Source organism: Achromobacter sp. SD115 (assembly GCF_017355315.1).
In the GTDB taxonomy this organism is placed as follows: domain Bacteria; phylum Pseudomonadota; class Gammaproteobacteria; order Burkholderiales; family Burkholderiaceae_B; genus Achromobacter; species Achromobacter xylosoxidans_B.
Genome location: NZ_JADIJM010000014.1, coordinates 44243 through 62820, shown reverse-complemented (window position 1 = coordinate 62820; position 18578 = coordinate 44243). Strand labels below are relative to the sequence as shown.

16 protein-coding genes are annotated in these 18578 nt (G+C 65.9%); 7 read left to right on the top strand and 9 right to left on the bottom strand.

Annotated features, from left to right (window positions below; translation table 11 throughout):
• Positions 1–19: 19 nt before the first annotated feature.
• Positions 20–1099: a sensor histidine kinase gene (locus IPU70_RS19750; protein WP_207469559.1), complete on the bottom strand. Its 1080-nt coding sequence runs from the start codon at positions 1097–1099 to the stop codon at positions 20–22.
• Positions 1100–1212: 113 nt separating this feature from the next.
• Between IPU70_RS19750 and IPU70_RS19745 the strand changes: the two genes are divergently transcribed.
• A complete protein-coding gene (locus IPU70_RS19745; RefSeq protein ID WP_207469554.1) occupies positions 1213–1899 on the top strand; it encodes a LytTR family DNA-binding domain-containing protein in 687 nt (228 codons plus the stop codon).
• A gap of 162 nt (positions 1900–2061) precedes the next feature.
• On the opposite strand, the gene IPU70_RS19740 is transcribed toward IPU70_RS19745, so the two are convergent.
• Positions 2062–3666, bottom strand: coding sequence for a gamma-glutamyltransferase family protein (locus tag IPU70_RS19740; RefSeq protein WP_207469551.1), 1605 nt, complete (start codon positions 3664–3666; stop codon positions 2062–2064).
• A 10-nt stretch (positions 3667–3676) separates the two neighbouring features.
• Positions 3677–4696, bottom strand: coding sequence for a tripartite tricarboxylate transporter substrate binding protein (locus tag IPU70_RS19735; RefSeq protein ID WP_207469549.1), 1020 nt, complete (start codon positions 4694–4696; stop codon positions 3677–3679).
• Positions 4697–4839: 143 nt separating this feature from the next.
• Here IPU70_RS19735 and IPU70_RS19730 point away from each other — a divergent pair, with 143 nt between their 5' ends.
• From IPU70_RS19730 to IPU70_RS19705, 6 genes are all read left to right on the top strand, one after another.
• Entirely contained in the window at positions 4840–5754 is a 915-nt protein-coding gene (locus tag IPU70_RS19730) for a LysR family transcriptional regulator (RefSeq protein ID WP_207469547.1), read from the top strand.
• A gap of 106 nt (positions 5755–5860) precedes the next feature.
• Entirely contained in the window at positions 5861–7462 is a 1602-nt protein-coding gene (locus IPU70_RS19725) for a sensor domain-containing diguanylate cyclase (RefSeq protein ID WP_207469545.1), read from the top strand.
• 107 nt (positions 7463–7569) lie between these two features.
• Entirely contained in the window at positions 7570–8556 is a 987-nt protein-coding gene (locus IPU70_RS19720; protein WP_207469543.1) for a tripartite tricarboxylate transporter substrate binding protein, read from the top strand.
• A gap of 41 nt (positions 8557–8597) precedes the next feature.
• Positions 8598–9509 (top strand): fumarylacetoacetate hydrolase family protein, encoded by a 912-nt coding sequence (locus tag IPU70_RS19715; protein ID WP_207469541.1) that lies wholly within the window; start codon positions 8598–8600, stop codon positions 9507–9509.
• Positions 9510–9553: 44 nt separating this feature from the next.
• The gene (locus IPU70_RS19710) at positions 9554–10756 is read left to right on the top strand and encodes an amino acid aminotransferase (RefSeq protein ID WP_207469539.1); all 1203 of its coding nucleotides are present in this window, start codon (positions 9554–9556) and stop codon (positions 10754–10756) included.
• A gap of 51 nt (positions 10757–10807) precedes the next feature.
• Entirely contained in the window at positions 10808–12133 is a 1326-nt protein-coding gene (locus tag IPU70_RS19705) for a M20 family metallopeptidase (protein WP_242702599.1), read from the top strand.
• A gap of 58 nt (positions 12134–12191) precedes the next feature.
• Here the strand turns inward: IPU70_RS19705 and IPU70_RS19700 are convergent, their stop codons facing one another.
• From IPU70_RS19700 to IPU70_RS19675, 6 genes are all read right to left on the bottom strand, one after another.
• Entirely contained in the window at positions 12192–12977 is a 786-nt protein-coding gene (locus IPU70_RS19700; RefSeq protein ID WP_207469537.1) for a crotonase/enoyl-CoA hydratase family protein, read from the bottom strand.
• A gap of 23 nt (positions 12978–13000) precedes the next feature.
• Positions 13001–14008 (bottom strand): acyl-CoA dehydrogenase family protein, encoded by a 1008-nt coding sequence (locus tag IPU70_RS19695; RefSeq protein ID WP_207469535.1) that lies wholly within the window; start codon positions 14006–14008, stop codon positions 13001–13003.
• A gap of 11 nt (positions 14009–14019) precedes the next feature.
• Complete coding sequence (locus IPU70_RS19690) at positions 14020–15183, bottom strand: acyl-CoA dehydrogenase family protein (protein WP_207469534.1); 1164 nt, start codon at positions 15181–15183, stop codon at positions 14020–14022.
• Positions 15180–16427 (bottom strand): CaiB/BaiF CoA-transferase family protein, encoded by a 1248-nt coding sequence (locus IPU70_RS19685; RefSeq protein WP_207469532.1) that lies wholly within the window; start codon positions 16425–16427, stop codon positions 15180–15182. Before IPU70_RS19685 ends, IPU70_RS19690 begins: the two co-directional genes overlap by 4 nt.
• Complete coding sequence (locus IPU70_RS19680; protein ID WP_207469529.1) at positions 16424–17404, bottom strand: tripartite tricarboxylate transporter substrate binding protein; 981 nt, start codon at positions 17402–17404, stop codon at positions 16424–16426. The genes IPU70_RS19685 and IPU70_RS19680 overlap by 4 nt, the downstream gene beginning before the upstream one ends.
• A gap of 164 nt (positions 17405–17568) precedes the next feature.
• Entirely contained in the window at positions 17569–18552 is a 984-nt protein-coding gene (locus IPU70_RS19675) for a tripartite tricarboxylate transporter substrate binding protein (protein WP_207469528.1), read from the bottom strand.
• Positions 18553–18578: the final 26 nt, after the last annotated feature.

Here is an 18578-nt window from a genome sequence, read left to right as displayed (position 1 = left end):
CGGCCCCGCCGGCAAGACGCTACGCCGGCTCGGGAGCGCCGCGCAGCCGGATCTGTGCGACGGTTCTTTCCCCCCGCTGTTCCAGCAGAAATTCGTGCCTGTCCGGATACCTCAGCGCCAAGCGGCGGCACAGATTCCCCAGTCCGCTCCCGCCCTTGGCCAGATCGAAGGGCGCGTGCAGCCGGCCGGGATTATCCACTTCAATGAGCAACTCCTCGCCCTGCAAGCGCGTGCGTATGCCGATCGGGAAATGCCCACGCTCCGAGCGCATGCCGTGTTTGATCGCATTTTCCACCAAGCCCTGCAGCGTCATGTGCGGCAGGCTGATCGCCAGCGTGGCCGGATCGATCTGGCAGCGCAGTTCGAGCTGCTTGTCGAAACGCAGCGCCTGTATGCGTACGTAGGCCTCGGCAGCTTCGATCTCCTCTTCCAATCTGGACAGGCCGCGTCCGCGCCGGTCCAGCGAATAGCGCAGGTATTCGGCCAGGCTGCGGGTCATTTCCTCCGCGATGGCGGGACGTTCCGCGATCTCGGCCACGATGGTGTTGAGCGAGTTGAACAGGAAATGCGGCTCGATCTGCATTTGCAGATGTTCCAGTTCCAACTTCAGGGAGCGCGTTTCCGCCTTCATCTTCGACAGGCGTTCGGTACGCGCGCTCAGCTCGGCCGATACGCCGAAGTAGATCAGCGTCCAGATCGACAGCATGCCCATGTAATAGAGAAAACCCAGGCGGTACTGGTTACCCGGCAGCACCCGGATCGCGCCGGGCAGGAACAGGCCGTGAATGCCGTAGGCGATCGACGCCAGCAGGGCCGAGGCAGTCAGGCAGAACAGCACCGCGCAGACCAGGACCAGCAGGGGCGGATCGCCCTTGCCCGCACGGCGGCCGTGCAGCACGGCCGCCGCGCTGGTCAGGACGTATGCCAGCGGCTCCAGCGCCACCGTCAGCCAGAAGGCCGCATTGGCATTGGCGAATATCGCCAGCCGGATGAAAAAGCCCACCACCGCCAGAAACAGCCACCCCAAGGTCTGCGCCCGCCAGAAGCCGAGCGAGGACTCGCCGGGACTCAAGCCCTGGCTGATGGGAATGAACTTCATGGACGCGCCCTCCGGAGGGGCAAAGGGTTCTCTGGAAACTGCATAGGCCTTATATTTACCCGCGTGCCAGACCGGACGACTATACCCGCCACACCACGGCGCCAAGGAGGAAAATGCTGCGCGTGCTTGTCATTGACGATGAAGCCCCGGCGCGGCGCTACTTGCGCCGGCTGCTCGAAGCCTCGGCCGACGTTCAGGTCGCGGGCGAAGCTGCCACCCTTGAACAGGCGCGGGCCCTGATCCGCGAGCATCGCCCCGATGCCCTGTTCCTGGACATCGAACTGACTGCCGGTACCGGCTTCGATCTGCTGAACGAACTGGACGCCCCGCCCGCCGTCGTCTTCGTCACCGCGCACAGCGATTACGCGGCCCGCGCCTTCGACGTCCAGGCTGTCGACTACCTGCTCAAGCCGGTACGGCCGGACCGGCTCGAACAGACGCTGGCAAGGCTGCGCCCGCGCGCCAGCGGCCACCTGACGCTGCGCACGCGTAATGGCACCAGGCTCATCAAGGTCCAGGAACTGACCTTGGCGCAGGCCCAGGGCGACTACGTGCTGCTTTGCAGCGCCACCCACGCGAACGAGCTGATGCATATCACCTTCAAGCGCCTCGCGGCCCAGTTGCCTTGCCCGCCCTTCTGCGCCCTGTCCCGGTCCGTCATCATGAATCTGGAGCACGTCTCTCATCTGTCGCAGCTTCCCGGCGCGCAGACAGAGGTGGCGTTCAACAACGGCGTCGCTTCCGTCGTGCTGGGTAGGGTCGCTACGCAGCGGCTGCGGCGCGCGGTGGCTATGCGCTGACGCGCTCGGCGCGGCCTTCAGGCCGGCGCCGGGGTTGGGCCGCTCTGCCGCGCCGACTCAAATCGGAAACGAGCCGATTGTCGTCGGCGACTGGGGAGATATCACGCCTTTTTCGACGAAACGCGGATTTGCGTCGACCAAACGCCGGTCAAGCGGGCGGCGTCAATAGCCTGTCGGGTAGCCGTCCTTGCGATGGTCCGACGCGGCCAGATATCCCCCTTGCTCCAGCCGCATGGCCATCTGCGCGCTGCCGAACTCCAGATCGAAGCGCGGCGCAACGTCTACCTTGTGGCCGAAGGCGCGCAGCTGCTCGATGGCTTCGGGCGGGCAATTCCATTCCACCGCCACGCCGACGTTGTCGTCCTTGATGCGCCAGCGCGGCGCGTCGCTGGCAGCCTGCGGGTTCTGGCCAAAATCGGCCAGCCGGCTGGTGACTTGAAGATGACCCTGCGCCTGCATGGAACCGCCCATCAAGCCAAAGCTCATCAAGGGCTGCCCACCCTTCATCAGGAAACCGGGAATGATGGTGTGGAACGGCCGCTTGCCCGGCGCCACCACGTTGGGATGCCCAGCCTTCGTGGAAAAGCCCCAGCCCCGGTTCTGCATGGCGATGCCCGTTCCCGGCACCACCACGCCGGAACCGAATCCCTTGAAGTTGGACTGGATGAACGACACCATGGTGCCATGCCGGTCGGCAGCGGTCAGATACACCGTACCGCCGCTGTGCGGATTGCCGGGCCGCGGTTCGCCCGCCCGGCCCGGATCGATCAGCTTGGCTCTTTCGGCCAGATAGGCGGGATCCAGCAGTTGGGCGCAGGACACCTTCATGTGGGCCGGATCCCCGACGTGCTCGTACAGGTCGGCGAAGGCCAGCCGCATGGCTTCGATCTGCAAGTGCAGCGCGCGGCCGCTGTCGCGGCCGCAGGCCGCCAGGTCGAAGTGCTCCAACATGCCCAGGGCCATCAATGCGCCGATACCCTGGCCATTGGGACCGATCTCGAACAGTTCCAGGTCGCGGTAGCGCATGCCTATCGGCTCGACCCAGTCTGCCGTATGACTCGCCATGTCGGCCTCGGTGATGTAACCGCCCGTGTTGCGCGCATGGGCGGCGATCGCCGCGGCCAATTCGCCGCGATAGAAGCTTTCGCCCTTGCTGCGGGCGATGCTCTCCAGCGTGGCGGCCTGGCCCGGACTGTGGAAGCGCTCTCCCGGCAAGGGCGCGCGGCCGCCTGGCGCAAAGGACTCGGCGAAGCCCGGCTGCCCGCTCAGGCGCGGCACCTGTTTTTGCCACTGGCGATGCACCGTGGGTGAGACCAGGTAGCCGTCCCGCGCATAGCGTATGGCGGGCTCGAACAGGTCCTCGAACGGCAGTGAACCGAATTTCTCCCAGATCGCGCGCCAACCGGATACGACGCCGGGCACCGTCACGCTACCCCAGCCGATGGAGTCCATGCCATCCAGATGCGCGAACCTGGCCGTCTCCCAGGCGCCCGGCGCGCGCCCGGACGCGTTCAGCCCATGCAGGCGGCCGCCATGCCAGACGATCGCAAACATATCGCCGCCGATGCCATTCATGCACGGCTCCACGACCGTCAGCGCAATGGCGGTAGCCAGCGCCGCGTCGATGGCGTTGCCACCGCGCGCGTACATCTGCAGGCCGGCTGAACTGGCCAGCGGCTGCGACGTGCTGACCACGTTGTCCGCCAGCACCGGCATGCGTTGCGATGAGTAGGGAAGCTGCCAGAAGGGATCGTTGGGTATGGGCATGGGAGTCCGATCATTTGCCTGCGGTGATGTTCAAGGCCTTGACCTTGTCGCGCCAGAATGCCTGCTGGTCCAGGATGAACTGCGGCAGGGTCTTGGCCGGGATCTCGCTGATCTGAAAGCCCTGTGCCTCGATGGCCTTGCGGAACCCTGCATCGGCCTGCGCCCGGGCCAGCGCGCGCGCCACGACGTCCAGCCTGTCCTTGGGGGTCCCCTTGGGCGCCATCAGCGCGAACAAATTCTCGGCCTCCAGGCCCTGCACACCCAGCTCCTTGAGCGTGGGCACGTCAGGCATGACGGGCAGGCGCTTGGCGGAAGCCACCCCCAGCACGTCGATGCGGCCGCCCTGCTTGTGCGGCAGCGAGCTCGTCACGCTGTCGAACATGAATACCGACGCGCCCGAAATCACCTCGGGCAGGGCCTGGCTGCTGCCCTTGTAAGGGATCTGCAACGCATCCACCCCGGCCTGCTCCTTGAAGATCTCGCCCTCGAGGTTCGACAGCGTACCCGCGCCCATCGACGCGTAGTTGTACTTGCCCGGCGCCGCCTTCAGATAGGCCACCAGGCTGGCATAGTCCTTGATACCCAGCGTCGCCGGCGTAACCAGGATGTGCGGAGCGCTCGCTATCGCGCCCACCGCGTCGAAATCGCCGTCCAGCGACACCTGCTGCTTGCCGTTGAGGGCCTCGTAGATGGAATTGGACATCACCGACGAGATATACAGCGTGTAGCCGTCGGCCTCGGAACGCGCGGCTGCCTGCATGCCGATCAAACCGCCCGCACCGGGCCGGTTCAACACCACCACGGACTGGCCCAGCGTGTCTCCCAGCTTCTGGCTCAGCTCGCGCGCCAGGACGTCGGTGGCGCCGCCGGGCGGGAATGACAGGATCAGCTGGAGCGAACGCTGCGGAAAATCCGCCGCCCCCGCTCCCGCCGCCGCCGACAGCGCAAGCGCGGCGAAGGCACCCTTCAGAAAGCCCAGTCCTTGCGGGCGCGTGACGGCGCGGCCCGATTTGCAAACAACAGTAGCCATGCGATTCCCCTTGGTTGAAGAGCCGCCGGCCGGGTCTGTAGCCCTTGTGTCCTGGCGGCCCTGGTCGGCCCATTCTATGAATTGCTTTTGAGGCAATCAATATCAATAATTAGCACGCCAATTGTCATTTTGAGAATCCTCACATGCTCAGCGCCGCGCACCGCTATTTCCTCGAAGTCGTACGCGCAGGCAGCATCAAGGACGCCGCCGCAACCCTGCACGTAGCGCCCTCGGCAATCAGCCGGCAAGTCGCCAAACTGGAGGATGACTGCGGCGCTGCCCTGTTCGAGCGCCGCCCGCACGGCATGGAACTGACCCGGGCTGGTGAAATGCTGGCCGACCATGTGCGCCGTGTCGCCATGGATGCCGAACACGTGCTGCGCGATATCCGCAGCCTGCGTCGCGCGGAACTGACCACCATCCGCATCGGCTCCAACGAGGCCGTGGCACGCAACGTGTTGCCCGCCATCCTGGGCGCTTACCGCGCCCTATGCCCCGACGTCGCGTTCCAGGTGCACATTGCGTCGCCCGGCGTGGTAACGCAACGCCTGCGCGACGGCAGTATCGACCTGGGCCTGGCCTTCAGCCTGAACGCGGGCAGCGGCATCGCCGTGCGCTACGAAATCGTCTCGCCCGTGCGCGCCATCATGGTCCCTGGCCATCCCCTGGCCAGGCGCGCCAGCGTGTCGCTGGATGACCTGCGCCGCTACCCGATCGCGCTGACGGACTCCGGCACCACCGTGCGCCTGCTGTTCGACAACTCGGCGGCCGGCGGCGACGGGCCGCCCTTCGATATTGCCTATTCCAGCAACTCGTCATCGGTCATCCGCGCCATCGTCGAGGCTGGACACGCCGTCACGCTTGCGGGCGAGATCACGCTCGCCGAACCGCTGCGCAGCGGCGCGCTGGTGGCCGTGGCGTTGCAGCAAGCCGTGTTCGCCGAACGCACGCTGCAGGTGCAGACCGCCAGCAACGCCCGGCTGCCCGAGGCGACGGACGCCTTCATACTGCACCTGATCGAAGCGCTATCGGCAGCCCCCCACCCACGCGATTCTTGACTTGCCGCAGGCTAGCCGCAAAACTGAAGTTCCGTACGCGCGCAGGCATGGCCGGGCGCAGCAGGCCCCGATTCAATGGTCAGAGAATTATTGAAGGAGCTCCGCATTGACCCCTGCAGCGATGCCCAGACTGAAGTTGCGCCGGTTGGTCACCGTGCTGGCGCTCGCCAGCGGAATCATTGCCTTCGTCAACACGCTGTATGCGGCCTACCTGGTCCAGCGCGAACAGCTCATCGCCAACACCCTCGAGGCCAACCGGGCCTACGCGGTCAAGCTGGCCGAGGTCACCGACCTTTACATCGAATCCATACAGCGGCAGCTGATCCTCTCCGCCGAACGCGCGCCCGGCCTGCTGGGGTCCAAGTCCGCCATGGAGGACGAACTGACCCGCCTCGTCCATCAGACCGACGGGGCCATGACCGCTGCCATCGCCGACAAGAACGGCACCGTCCTGGCCACCGCCCCGGCCAATCCGGACTTCGAGGGCAAGCCGCTGGCCCGGCAGCAACTGGCAGCCGGTCCGCAAAGGCTGACGGGACAGATCTCGACGCCCTATGTGGGCATGGCGGGCAACCTGATACTGGCCTTTTCAGAACCCTACCAGGATGCCGCTGGCGCCTTTGCCGGCACCATCATCACCGCCCTGCCCCTGCGGCAAGGCAATGAGTTCGACAAGCTGGTGGGCGATCATTTCTACCGCGACGGCTCCTACCTGTATGTCATCGATGGCGACGGGAACATCATTTATCACAAGGACAAGGAACGCATCGGCACCAGCGAAAGGAGCAACCCGGCGGTCGAAGCGGTGCTGCGAGGCGAGACCGGGGCGATGCCCGTGGTCAACACCCGCGGCACGCACCTGCTGGCCGGATACGCCGCGCTCAAGCATGGCGGCTGGGGCGTAGTGGCGCAGCGCCCGCTGGACGAAACGCTGCGCCCGCTGCAGAGCCTGACCAGCAGGATCGTGCTCTACGCCCTGCCGGTGGGGCTGATCATGTTCCTGGTCATCTATCTGTTGGGTCGCTGGATCTCCAGGCCCCTGGAGGAACTGGCGCAGGTCATCGAACGGGACCAGCCCGGCGCCTCGGGTAGCGACCTCGGCAAGATCAAGGGCTGGTACTACGAGGCGGCACGGCTCAGAAACGCTGTAACCATGAGCCAGAATTCCCAGACCAGGCGCATCGACAAGCTGAGTTCCGACACCATCACCGACCCCATGACCGGCCTCATCAATCGAAGGGGCCTGGCGCTGCAGGTCGCCGCGCTGCTGCGGACACAACAGCCTTTCGCGGCGCTCGCGCTGGACCTGGACCACTTCAAGCTCGTGAACGACACCTTCGGGCATGCGGCCGGCGATCAGGTGCTGATCGCGCTGGCCGGCATCCTCAGGACCTGCATCCGGGCGGAAGACGCACCGTGCCGCGTCGGCGGCGAAGAGTTCCTGGTCCTGATGCCGGACGCCTCGCGCAATACCGCTGCAAAGGTGGCCGAACGCATCCGGTCAGCGACGGCAAGCCATGTCATGCCGCAAGGAGTGGGCCAAGTCACGGTGTCCATCGGCATCGCGCTATGGCCGTCCGATGATCCCGACATCGACAAAGTCATGGCCAAGGCCGATCAGGCCCTATACCGGGCGAAGCATTCGGGGCGCAATCGGGTGGAGGCGTGGTCGGCCGTTGAGGCCAGCCCCGAAGATACGCGGAATTGAAATTCCTATTGGTTTTCACCCGATGACGAATCTTCATCAGACGGTTTTCACCAGGCATCTACAATCCTGGCCAGGGTCAGCTCAAATAAAAAGACCGTGGAGACAAGATGAAGACAGCCATGCCTGGTGGGACCTCCTTTCTCACCCGACTCAAGTACCTGGCGCTGGCCGGCCTGTTCATGGCGGCTTCGGGCCATGCGCAGCAGCAGCCCGCCAAGCTCGTTGTCGGCCTGCCCGCCGGCGGATCGTTCGACACCATCGCCAGGATCGTGGCGGAGAAGCTACCCAGCCATGTGGACCGGCCCGTGGTGGTGGAGAACCGCCCCGGCGCACAGACGCGCATCGCCATTCAGGCGGTAAAGAGCGCGGCGCCGGACGGCAACAGCCTGCTGGTTGCGCCGGGCGTGGCCATCTTCCTCTACCCGCACCTGTTCCGCCAGCTCAGCTACGCCCCTTTCACCGACCTCAAGCCGGTCACTCAGCTGGTGAGCTGGGACATCGTGCTCGCCGTCGCGGCGGACAGTCCCATCACCTCGTTCCAGGATTTCCAAACCTGGACCAGACAGAATCCGGGCAAGACGTTCTACGGCACATCCGGCACCGGCAGCCTGCAGCATTTCCTGGGCGTATCGCTGGCCAAGCGTCTGGACACGCCGCTTGAGCACATCGCCTTCAAAGGCGGCAAGGACGCCGTCACGGCGCTGCTGGGCGGCCATATCAATGCCATTGTGATGGACGCGGGCGAAGTGGTCCCGCTGGCGCAGGCGGGCAAGCTGCGCGTCCTGGCGACTTTCAGCGCGCAGCGCGAACCGGCGCTGCCGCAAACCCCGACCATGCGCGAATTGGGGCTGGGCGAGTTGGAGACCTCGGGCTGGGCGGGGCTGTATGCGCCGGCTGGCACGCCGGAGCCGGTCATCGACAAGCTGAATTCAGCAGTCAACGAAATTCTCGCGCTCCCGGATGTGGCCAGACGTATCGCCGAGCTCGGCATGCGGCCGGCCGGCGGCACGCCTCAAGCGGTCGATACGCTGGCGCGCGAACAGCTCGACCAATGGCGCGAGACGGTGGCTCAGTCCGGCTTCGTAGTCGATTGAGCGACGCCCCCCCTCTCTCCCTTATCACCGGACCAACACCCATGTTTGCATTGACCACTCTCGACGTCGCCTCGCGTCCCGTTGCCTGCCTGGAGATCGATGGCAGCCACTATCCGCTGGCCACTTGCGCGCGGGTCCTGGACTTGCCGGCGCTGGATGCATCCGTGCGGGAACTCTTCGAGGACTGGACGCGCTCGCTGGCGCTGCTGGAACTGGCGGCCGCGCGCCGCGCCGCGCTCGCGGGCCACGAAGTCGCCGGGCCGGTCCGCCACCTGGCGCCGCTGCAGTATCCCGGCAAGGTGCTCTGCGCCGGGGCCAACTACCATGATCACCTGGCGGAAATGAATGTGCCGAATGCCGCGGACAAATCCGCGCAGCGCCTGTTTTTCTTCTTCAAGCCGCCCCGCCAGGCCGTGGTCGGCGAGGGCGCGACGGTACACATGCCCATAGGCTGCCAGCGCCTGGACTGGGAAATCGAGCTGGCGCTGGTGATAGGCAAGACCGCCAGGAACGTGAGCCTGGAAGACGCGCTCGACCATGTGGCGGCGTATACGGTAGCCGTGGACATGTCGGCCCGTGACCTCAACAAAGCGCCCGACACCTTCTACAAGCTGGACTGGGTGGCAGGAAAGGCGCATGACACCAGTTGCCCGCTCGGCCCCAGGCTGGTGCCCGCGGCGTTCATCCCCAATCCCATGGACCTGGGCATGAAGCTCAGCGTCAATGGCCAGCTCAAACAAGACGCCCGCAGCAGCGGCATGGTCTTCGACATCCGCGAACAGCTGGTGACCCTGAGCCGCATCATGACGCTGGAGCCCGGCGATCTGGTGCTGACCGGCACGCCCGCCGGCGTGGGCGCGCCACAAGGCACTTTCCTGCAGATCAGCGACGAAATCAGCGCAACGATCGAGGGCATCGGCACCCTGGTGGTGCAGATTCAGGCATCGCGCTGACATCCTGGCCGGCCACGGCCGCATCTTCCTCATGAGGCAGTTCCATGCAGTCTCTATTCTCTCCCCTGCCCGTTGCGGCCGGCGACACGATCTTCGCCCTGGTTGAAGCCTTCCAGAACGACCCCGCTCCCCACAAGGTCAGTCTCAGCATCGGCACCTACTTTGACGCGGACGGCAGTATCCCCGTCATGCGCGCCGTGCGCCAGGCGCGCGCAGCGCTCATCCAGGCGGGCAAGCCGCATCCCTACCTGCCCATTCCCGGCTCGGCGTCATACCGCAACGCCGCCAGATCGCTGGTTCTCGGCGCCGATGGCCCGTCGCCGGAGCGCGTCGTGACGGCGCAAAGTGTAGGCGGCACCGGCGCCTTGAGGCTCGGCGCCGACCTGCTGCGCCGTACCTGCCCCGACGCAGCGGTCTGGGTCAGCGATCCGACCTGGGAGAACCACGACCAGATCTTTCGCCAGGCCGGCTTCACGGTGCATGAATACCCCTACTACGACGCCGCGACCGCCACCGTGCGCTTCGCGCAGATGCATGCCGCGTTGCAGGCCCTGCCGGCCGGCGCCATCGTCGTGCTGCACGCCAGCTGCCACAACCCCACGGGCGTGGACCTGTCTCCAGATCAGTGGCAGGTACTGACCGAGCTGTTTGCGCGCCGAGGGCTGATTCCATTTTTCGACCTGGCGTACCAGGGATTCGGACTAGGCTTGGACGAGGACGCCGAGCCCATCCGGGCGATGGCGCGCGCCGGCGTGGAGTGCCTGGTCGCCAGTTCCTTCTCGAAGAACTTCTCCCTGTACGGCGAACGCTGCGGCGCGCTGAGTATCGTGTGCCACGACGAAGCCGCCGCGGATCGCGCGCTGGGCCAACTCAAACTGCTGATACGCAGCAACTACTCAACACCTCCCACTTTTGGCGCTGCTCTGGTTGCTTCCGTCCTGAACGATCCCGAGCTGCGGCAACTCTGGGCCGAAGAGCTTGAACAGATGCGCGTGCGGCTTGTGGGCCTGCGCGCGCGCCTGTCCGACACGCTGGCGCAACTGACTGGCGAACCCGATGTCTGGAACTATATCGAGCGGCAGCAAGGATTGTTCAGCTACATGCGGCTCAGCCCTCAGCAGGTGGAATCGCTGCGCCGCGAGCATGCCGTGTACCTGCTGAAGTCCGGCAGGCTATGCGTCGCCGGCCTGACCGACGGCAATATCGATCACGTCGCACGCGCCATCGCGGCCTGCGCGCGAAGCTGAGCATTCCTCCCCTCGCCCGGGTCCGAGGCGACCACTCGATTGGAGCAAGGCATGACCGTACCCTCCCGGCTTCTCGCCACCTGTTTCGGATTGACGCTAGGCATGGTCTTGGCCTCGCCCGTCTCCGCCTCCGGCGCCGACCTGCTGCAGAACGGCCTGCAACGGGCCGACCAGACCGAGCCCGACGTGATCGCATGGCGGCGCCACATCCACCAGCATCCAGAGCTGTCGTACCAGGAGACCGAAACGGCGAAGTACATCGCCGATGCCTTGCGCGCCATGCCCGGCATCACCATCGAGACCGGGATAGCGCGCACTGGAATAAAAGCGGTGCTCAAGGGCGGCAAGCCGGGGCCCGTGGTGGCGCTGCGCGCCGACATGGACGCCCTGCCCGTCGAGGAACGCAATGACCTGCCGTTCCGCTCCCAAGCCAAGGCTACCTGGCGCGGGGAGCAGGTGTCGGTGTCCCATGCCTGCGGCCACGACACACACGTGGCGATGCTGCTGGGCGCGGCCAAGGCCTTGTCGGCCATGCGCGAGGAACTGCCCGGCACCATCGTCTTCCTGTTCCAGCCGGCCGAGGAATGGGGGCCGGACAAGGAGCCCAGTGGCGCGCAGGCCATGATTGCGCAGGGCGTGCTGGAGAATCCTAAAGTGGATGTGGTCTTCGGCCAGCACATAGGCGCTGGCGCCCCCAATGGCACCATCTCCTACCGGGCCGGCCCCACCATGGCCAGCGGCGACCGCTTTGAAATCTCGCTGCATGGCAAGGGCGGTCATGGCGGCAGGCCATGGACGGCCAATCCGGCGCTTGTGCCGGCAGCCGAACTGACGCTGGCGCTGCAAGGCATCACCAGCAGCAAGGTGGACCAATCCGACGGCGTCACAGTGCTGTCCATCGGCATGCTGCAAAGCGGGCGGCGCCCGAACATCCTGCCCGAAAACGCCGAGCTGGCAGGCACCGTGCGCTCGCTGTCGTCGCGGAACCAGCGCATCGTGCACGAGGCCATCCGCGCGCGGGCCGAGCATATCGCGCAAGCCTACGGCCTGAACGCGAAGGTAAACATATACACGGGCTACGAAGTCGTGGACAACGACAAGTCCCTCACCCGCGACCTGATACCGGCATGGCAACAGGCCGCGGGGACAGACAAGGTGACGGAATTGCCAGCCCCCTCGACCGGCAGCGAGGACTTCGGCGCCTATGGCGTCAGCGGCAAGGTGCCGTCGGTCTTCTGGTTCATCAACGCTTCGCCATTCGGCGACAAGAGCGGCGCGCCCAACCATTCGCCGGAATTCGCCATTGATGAAAGCGCGCTGCGCGTTGGCGTGCGGGCACTGGTGGCGTCCGCGCTGACGTATATGGGCAAGCAGTAAGCCAAAGAGACCCCAACCCTGGACTGCCGGCTCATCACGCCAACGACCGTGCCGCGACTCAAAACCGCGGCGCGCGCTTTTCAATGAAGGCAGTGACTGCCTCGCGGTGTTCCGCAGTCTTGTGTGCCAGTGCCTGATAACTGGCGGACAGTTCCAGCAAGGATGCCAAGCTACTTTGCTGGCCTTCACGCAGCAAACGCTTGGTCATGCGCATGGCGCCGCCCGGATTGGCGGCGATCTTCGCGGCAAGCGTCTTGGCGGTCGGCAGCAGCTCCGCCGCGGGCACCACCCGGCTGACCAGACCGAAGGCCAGCGCATCCTGCGCGCTGATGGCCTCGCCCGTGTAGGCCATTTCGCTAGCCCGGGCCATGCCCACCGCGCGCGGCAGCAGCCAGGCGCCGCCATCACCCGGCACGATGCCGACGCGCACGAAGCTCTCGGCGAAGGTGGCCGTGTCGGCGGCGATGCGGATGTCGCACATGCAGGCGATATCCAGGCCAGCGCCGATGGCCGGACCGTTGACGGCGCAGATCACAGGTACGTCCAGGCCGTGCAGCGCCAGCGGAATGCGCTGGATGCCCTGGCGATATTCTTCGCAGATGCGCTCGGGCGTCAGCGCGTCGTCGAAGAAACGGCGCATGTCCTTGACGTTGCCGCCCGAACTGAAGATCGGTCCCGCGGCCGTCAGGATCAGCACCTTCACGCCCGCGTCCTGGCGTATGTCGGCGCACAGCTGCACGATCTCTTCGATGGCGGTGTTACCGGTCAGCGCATTGCGTGTCTCCGGCTGGTTCATGGTGGCGACGACGATACCGCCGTCGCGTTCTATCTGCAGGAATGCCATGCAAGAATCTCCTCTAAGCCAGCTTAAGCCGGAACGTCGGTAATCGCGCGCACCAGGTCCAGGGTCGGCCCTGCGTGCGCGAACAGCGCCTCTCCGGCCACGTCCTGCCAATACGCTTCGCTGCCTGCGGTCTGGCGCCAGGCATGCAGGCGGCGCGTGTAGAGCTGCAAATCATATTCTTCCGTAAAGCCAATCGCGCCGTGCACCGCGTGCGCCAGCTCGGCCACCACCAGCGCCGCCTCGCTGCAGCGCGCCTTGGCGACCGCGACCCGCAGCCGGTCCGGCGCCACGCCCTCGGCATGGGTGCCCAGCTGCGCCGCCATGCGCGCGGCGCAGACATGCTCACTCATGACGGCCAGTTGATGCTGGATGGCCTGGAACTTTCCGATGGGCCGGCCGAACTGCTGGCGTTCATTGGCGTACTGCAAGGTGCGTTCCAGCACGCTGCCCAGCGCGCCGGCCATCTGCGGCGCGACCACGCAGGCCTGCAAGGTCCGGACGTCGATGGCTGCGTCGATCGCCCCCAGCGACGCGGTCGCGACCTGGGCCGGCTCCCAGCGCATGGCGGCGTCCAGCGCGAGCGCGTGCGGCTCCCGGCGCGCCTGCCCGGCGTCGAGCAGGCGCCAGGCGCCATCAGCCTGCACCAAGACACTGTCTGCCACCCGGCCGCCACGCACCAGCGCACACTGCCACGCGCCGTCAGCCTGTTGCCGCCCGCTCGCCAGGCCGATGCTGCCTGCCGGCCGCTGCGTGGCAGGCAGCAGCGCTCGTGCGATCATGGTTTCACCCAGCAGCAAGGGCAGCGCGTGGGCGCCGCATTGCTCCAGCACGCCGAACACCTGTTCCAGGTTCAGCCCGGAGCCGCCGTCGTCTTCACCGAGCAGTGCATCGGCCAGGCCGGCGGCCTCCAACTGCTGCCAGAGCCGGCGGGCCGACGCTCCGCCCGCCTCGATATCGCGCACCGCCTGCGGCGTGCAATGGTCCGCCAGCACCTGGCGCGCGGCATCGGCGTACAGATCGTTATCGCTCATGTCATGCTCCTTCAACGCAGGCCCAGGCCGCGCGCGATCATGCCGCGCAGGATCTCGCGGGTGCCGCCCCGCAAGGAAAACGAGGGTGAGGCCTCCGTCACGTACTTCAGCGTCATCAGCAATTCCACCGGTATGTCCTCCGCCTCGCGCGAGTACAGGTCTTCCGCGATCCACGCCGGGATCATCTGCTCCAGCGTGGTGCCCAGTTCCTTGACCAGCGCCGCCTCCACGATGGGGCTGGCGCCGCGCGTCAGTTTCTCCTGCACCGATACCGACATGGCCCGCAGCGGCGTCAGTTGGCCCAGCACCTTGCCGGCCAGCCGCTGGGCCGAGGGCGTGCGATTGGCCGGCAGGCGCGCATAGTCCAGCCATTGATCGAACAGCACGATGCTGGAGTACAGCCGTTCCGGACCGCTGCGCTCGAACGCCAGTTCGGCCGTCACCTGCTCCCAGCCCTGCCCTTCGGCGCCCACCAGCGCATCGGCGCCCAACTGCACGTCTTCGAAGAACACTTCGCAAAAGTGGCTGTCGCCCGACAAGTCCTCGATAGGCCGGACCGTCACGCCGGGCAGGGACAGGTCGACGATGACCTGGGACAGGCCCTTGTGCCGGTCCTCCGGCCCGCCCGAGGTGCGCACCAGGGCGATCATGTATTGGCAGTGATGGGCGTTGGTGGTCCAGATCTTCTGGCCATTGAGCAGCCAGCCACGGTCGTTCGGCACGGCGCGCGTGCGCACGCTGGCCAAGTCCGACCCGGAGTTGGGTTCGCTCATGCCTATGCAGAAGAAAGACTCGCCGCGGCAGATGCGGGGAACATGGAAGCGCTTCTGCGCCTCCGTGCCGTACTTGAGAATGAGCGGTGCGCTTTGCCGGTCCGCGATCCAGTGCGACCCGACCGGCGCGCCAGCGTTGAGGAACTCTTCCACCAGCACATAGCGCGCGAAAGCGCTGCGTCCGCCGCCGCCGTACTCGCGCGGCAGGGTCAGGCCGATCCAGCCGCGTTCGCCGACGCTGCGGCTGAAGGCGGTGTCGTAGCCGCCCCAGGAACGCGCCCGGATATGCGCCGGCATATTGCGCACAGCATCCTGGAGGAAAGCGCGCACGGCGGGACGCAAGGCCTCGTCTTCGGGCGGAATCCGCGTCAGCGGCAACGCAAGTGAATTCAGACTGCTCATCCCAGGACTCCATTGATTCGATGCGTTTGGAGGGCCTCTGCGCTCAGGCCCAGCACACGGGCCAGCACGGCATCGGTATGCTGGCCCAGCTGCGGCGGCGCGTGGCGGTAGCTCACCGGCGTATCCGACAGGCGGATGGGGCTGGCGACCAGCGGCACTTCACCGGCCAGCGGGTGCTGCATGCTCATCTTCAGGCCACGCGCCTGGACCTGGGGATCCTCGAACACGTCCGCGACGGTATTGATGGGGCCGCAAGGCACGCCATGCTGTTCCAGCAGGTCGATCCACTCGCGCGTGCTGCGAGTGACGGTGATGGCGCGCAAGCCTTCGATCAACGCATCGCGATGCGCGATCCGCGCCGCATTGCGCGCAAAGCGCTCGTCCTCGGCCCATTGCGGCCGTTCGATGGCGACGCACAGCCGCGCGAATTGCCCATCGTTGCCCACGGCCAGGATCATGTGCCCGTCCGCCGTCGGGAAATCCTGATAAGGCAGGGTGTTGGGATGCGCATTGCCCATGCGACGCGGCGCCTGCTGGCTGTACAGGTAGTTCATGGCCTGGTTGCCCAGGCACGCCACGCCCACGTCCAGCAGGGCCAGATCGATATGCTGGCCGCGCCCGGTGTGCTCGCGCGCCTGCAACGCGGCCAGAATGGCGGTGCTGGCATACAACCCAGTCAGAATGTCGGTCAGCGCCACGCCCACTTTCATGGGCCCGCCACCGGGCATGCCATCGGGATGGCCGGTGATGCTCATCAGCCCGCCCATGCCTTGAATCAGGAAATCGTAGCCGGCGCGGTGCGCGTATGGACCATCCTGGCCGAAGCCCGTGACCGAGCAATACACCAGCCTGGGATTCAGCTGGCTCAGCGCGGCATAGTCCAGGCCGTACTGCGCAAGCCCGCCGGTCTTGAAGTTCTCGATCAGCACGTCGCATTGCTGCGCCAGCCGCCGCACCAGCTCCTGCCCCTCCGGCTTGGTGAAATCAATGCTGACCGACTGCTTGTTGCGGTTGGCGCACATGTAATAGGCGGACTCACCGGTGGGCTGCCCCGCCGGATCGGTCACGTAAGGCGGTCCCCAGGCGCGGGTGTCGTCGCCCGTACCCGGCCGCTCCACCTTGATCACTTCGGCGCCCAGGTCGCCCAGCGTCTGGGCGGCCCAGGGGCCGGCCAGCACGCGCGACAGATCGAGTACCTTCACATTCTGCAGGGCTGGTGCCGTCATGGCCGCCTCTTCCTTCATTGTTGGGGAACGTTCGCCTTCTTGACGATGCGCTGCCAGAGCGCGATCTCCTTCTGCTGGAACTCGCGCATCTGCGAGGGGCCTCCCGTCATCGGCGTGGCGCCCAGGCGTTCATAGAAGGCGCGGGTTTCTGGCATCTTGGAAATGCGGGTGAACAGCTCAGCCAGGCGTTCGGTCTGCTCGGCAGGCGTCTTGGCGCTGACCATCGCGCCGACCCAGGTATAGGCCTCGAACCCCGGCAAGCCGGCCTCCGCCGCCGTCGGCACGTCGGGCGAGGTCCCGACACGCTGGTCCGAGGCCACCGCCACCACCTTCACGCGGCCGTCCTTGGCCAGTTCCTGCACTGCGGTGACCTCGGCGAAGGTGTAGTCCACCGTGCCCGCGGCCACCGCCATGATGGCGTCGCCGGCGCCCTTGAAAGGCACATGGACCGTCTTCAGGCTGGCGCTGTCATTCAACAATTCGCCCATCAGCTGGTAGCCCGCCGACCCCGCGCCGAAATTCACCTTGCCCGGATTGGCCTGGGCATAGGCGATCAGGTCCTTCAGGGTGCCGTACGGCGCCTGGGGGCTGACGGCCAGCATGGCGGGCGAGCGCATCATCATGGTCAGCGGCGCGAAATCCTTGACCGGGTCATAGGGCAACGCCTTGAACAGCGCCGCATTGACCGCCAGCGTCGAATTGCTGCCGATGAAAACCGTGTACCCGTCCGCCGGTGCCGACAGCGCGTTCTTCACCGCGATGAATCCATTGGCGCCCGGCTTGTTCTCCACCACCACCGGCTGCCCGGTCAGTTCCTGCAGTTGACGAGCGAAGTAGCGGGCCGAGGTATCGGTGCCGCTGCCCGGGCCGAACGGCACCACGAACTTGATCGGCCGCGAGGGAAAAGTTTCAGCGTGCGCCACGGCCTGATGGCCGGCGGCGCCAACCAACGCGACGGCCAACATGGCCGTCAACATTTGTCTGCGGTGCAGCATGGAAGTCTCCTTGGTGGATGGCCGGCCGCTCTAGACGGCGGTCCTGGCCTTGTGGTCCAGCGGATGACTTTAGGCGTGCTTGATGGGGCTGTCCAATATTAAGAATTTGATATTTGATATCGAATACGTATCAGCAGGCCTGATATTCCGAAAGCGTCCGATGATCAATCCGCTGCCACGCCAAGCTCCTTGATCAGCCCCGGCACCACCGCATATTCCTCCCGGTACTCCCGCAGGAATTCCTCGGGAGAATTGCCCACGGCATCGAAGCCGATGTTTGCCAGATACTTGCCGAACTCCGGATCGTGCACCACCTGCTGCGCCGCCGTCGCGAGCCTTTGCACTACATCCGCGGGCATGCCTGCCGGGCCGCTCAAGCCGACCCAGGCCTTGTTCTTGAATATGAAGGCGTCGTATCCCGCTTCGACGAAGGTCTGGACCTCCGGCAGCAGCGCCGAGCGCCTGTCGCCGATGACGGCGATGGCCTTGACCTTGCCGTCCGCGATCATGGGCGCGGCAATGCTGGTGGAAGTAAAGGTAAACGCCAACTGCCCGCCCAGCAGATCGGTCAGCGCCGGCGGCGATCCCTTGTATGGGACTTCGATAAACTTTACCGAAGACTGCCTGGCCAAGCTCTCCATGATCAGCTGCGGGTACGAGCCTGGACCATACGAACCATAGGCCAGGGGAACCTCCGCGGCCCGAGCCTCCTTGAGCGCACCGGCCAGATCGCCGGCCTGCAAGTTTTTGTTCGCGATGAGCACCGGACCGGACGCGGCAATCTTGCTGATCAGCGTGAAGTCGCGCTGCGGGTCATAGGGCACCTTCATGGTGACGACCGAAGAGATGAGCGCGTCGCCCACGCTCAGCATCAAGGTATAGCCGTCCGGCTTGGCGCGCGCGACTTCGGTCGCACCGATGGTGCTGCCGGCGCCGGGCTTGTTTTCAATCACGACGGGCGCGCCGAGCCGCGCGGACATGAGTTCGCCAAGCTTGCGTCCGATGGCGTCGATAGGCGCGCCGGCCGGCGAGGGAACGATCCAGCGGATGGGCCGGTCCGGATAGCCAGCCTGCGCCATGGCGGCGAAGCTGGCCAGCGTCATGGCGCACGCCAGCCCGAGTCTCAGTGTTTTTTTGATGGCAAGCATTTGGTCTCCTCCTTGCGGAACCAGGA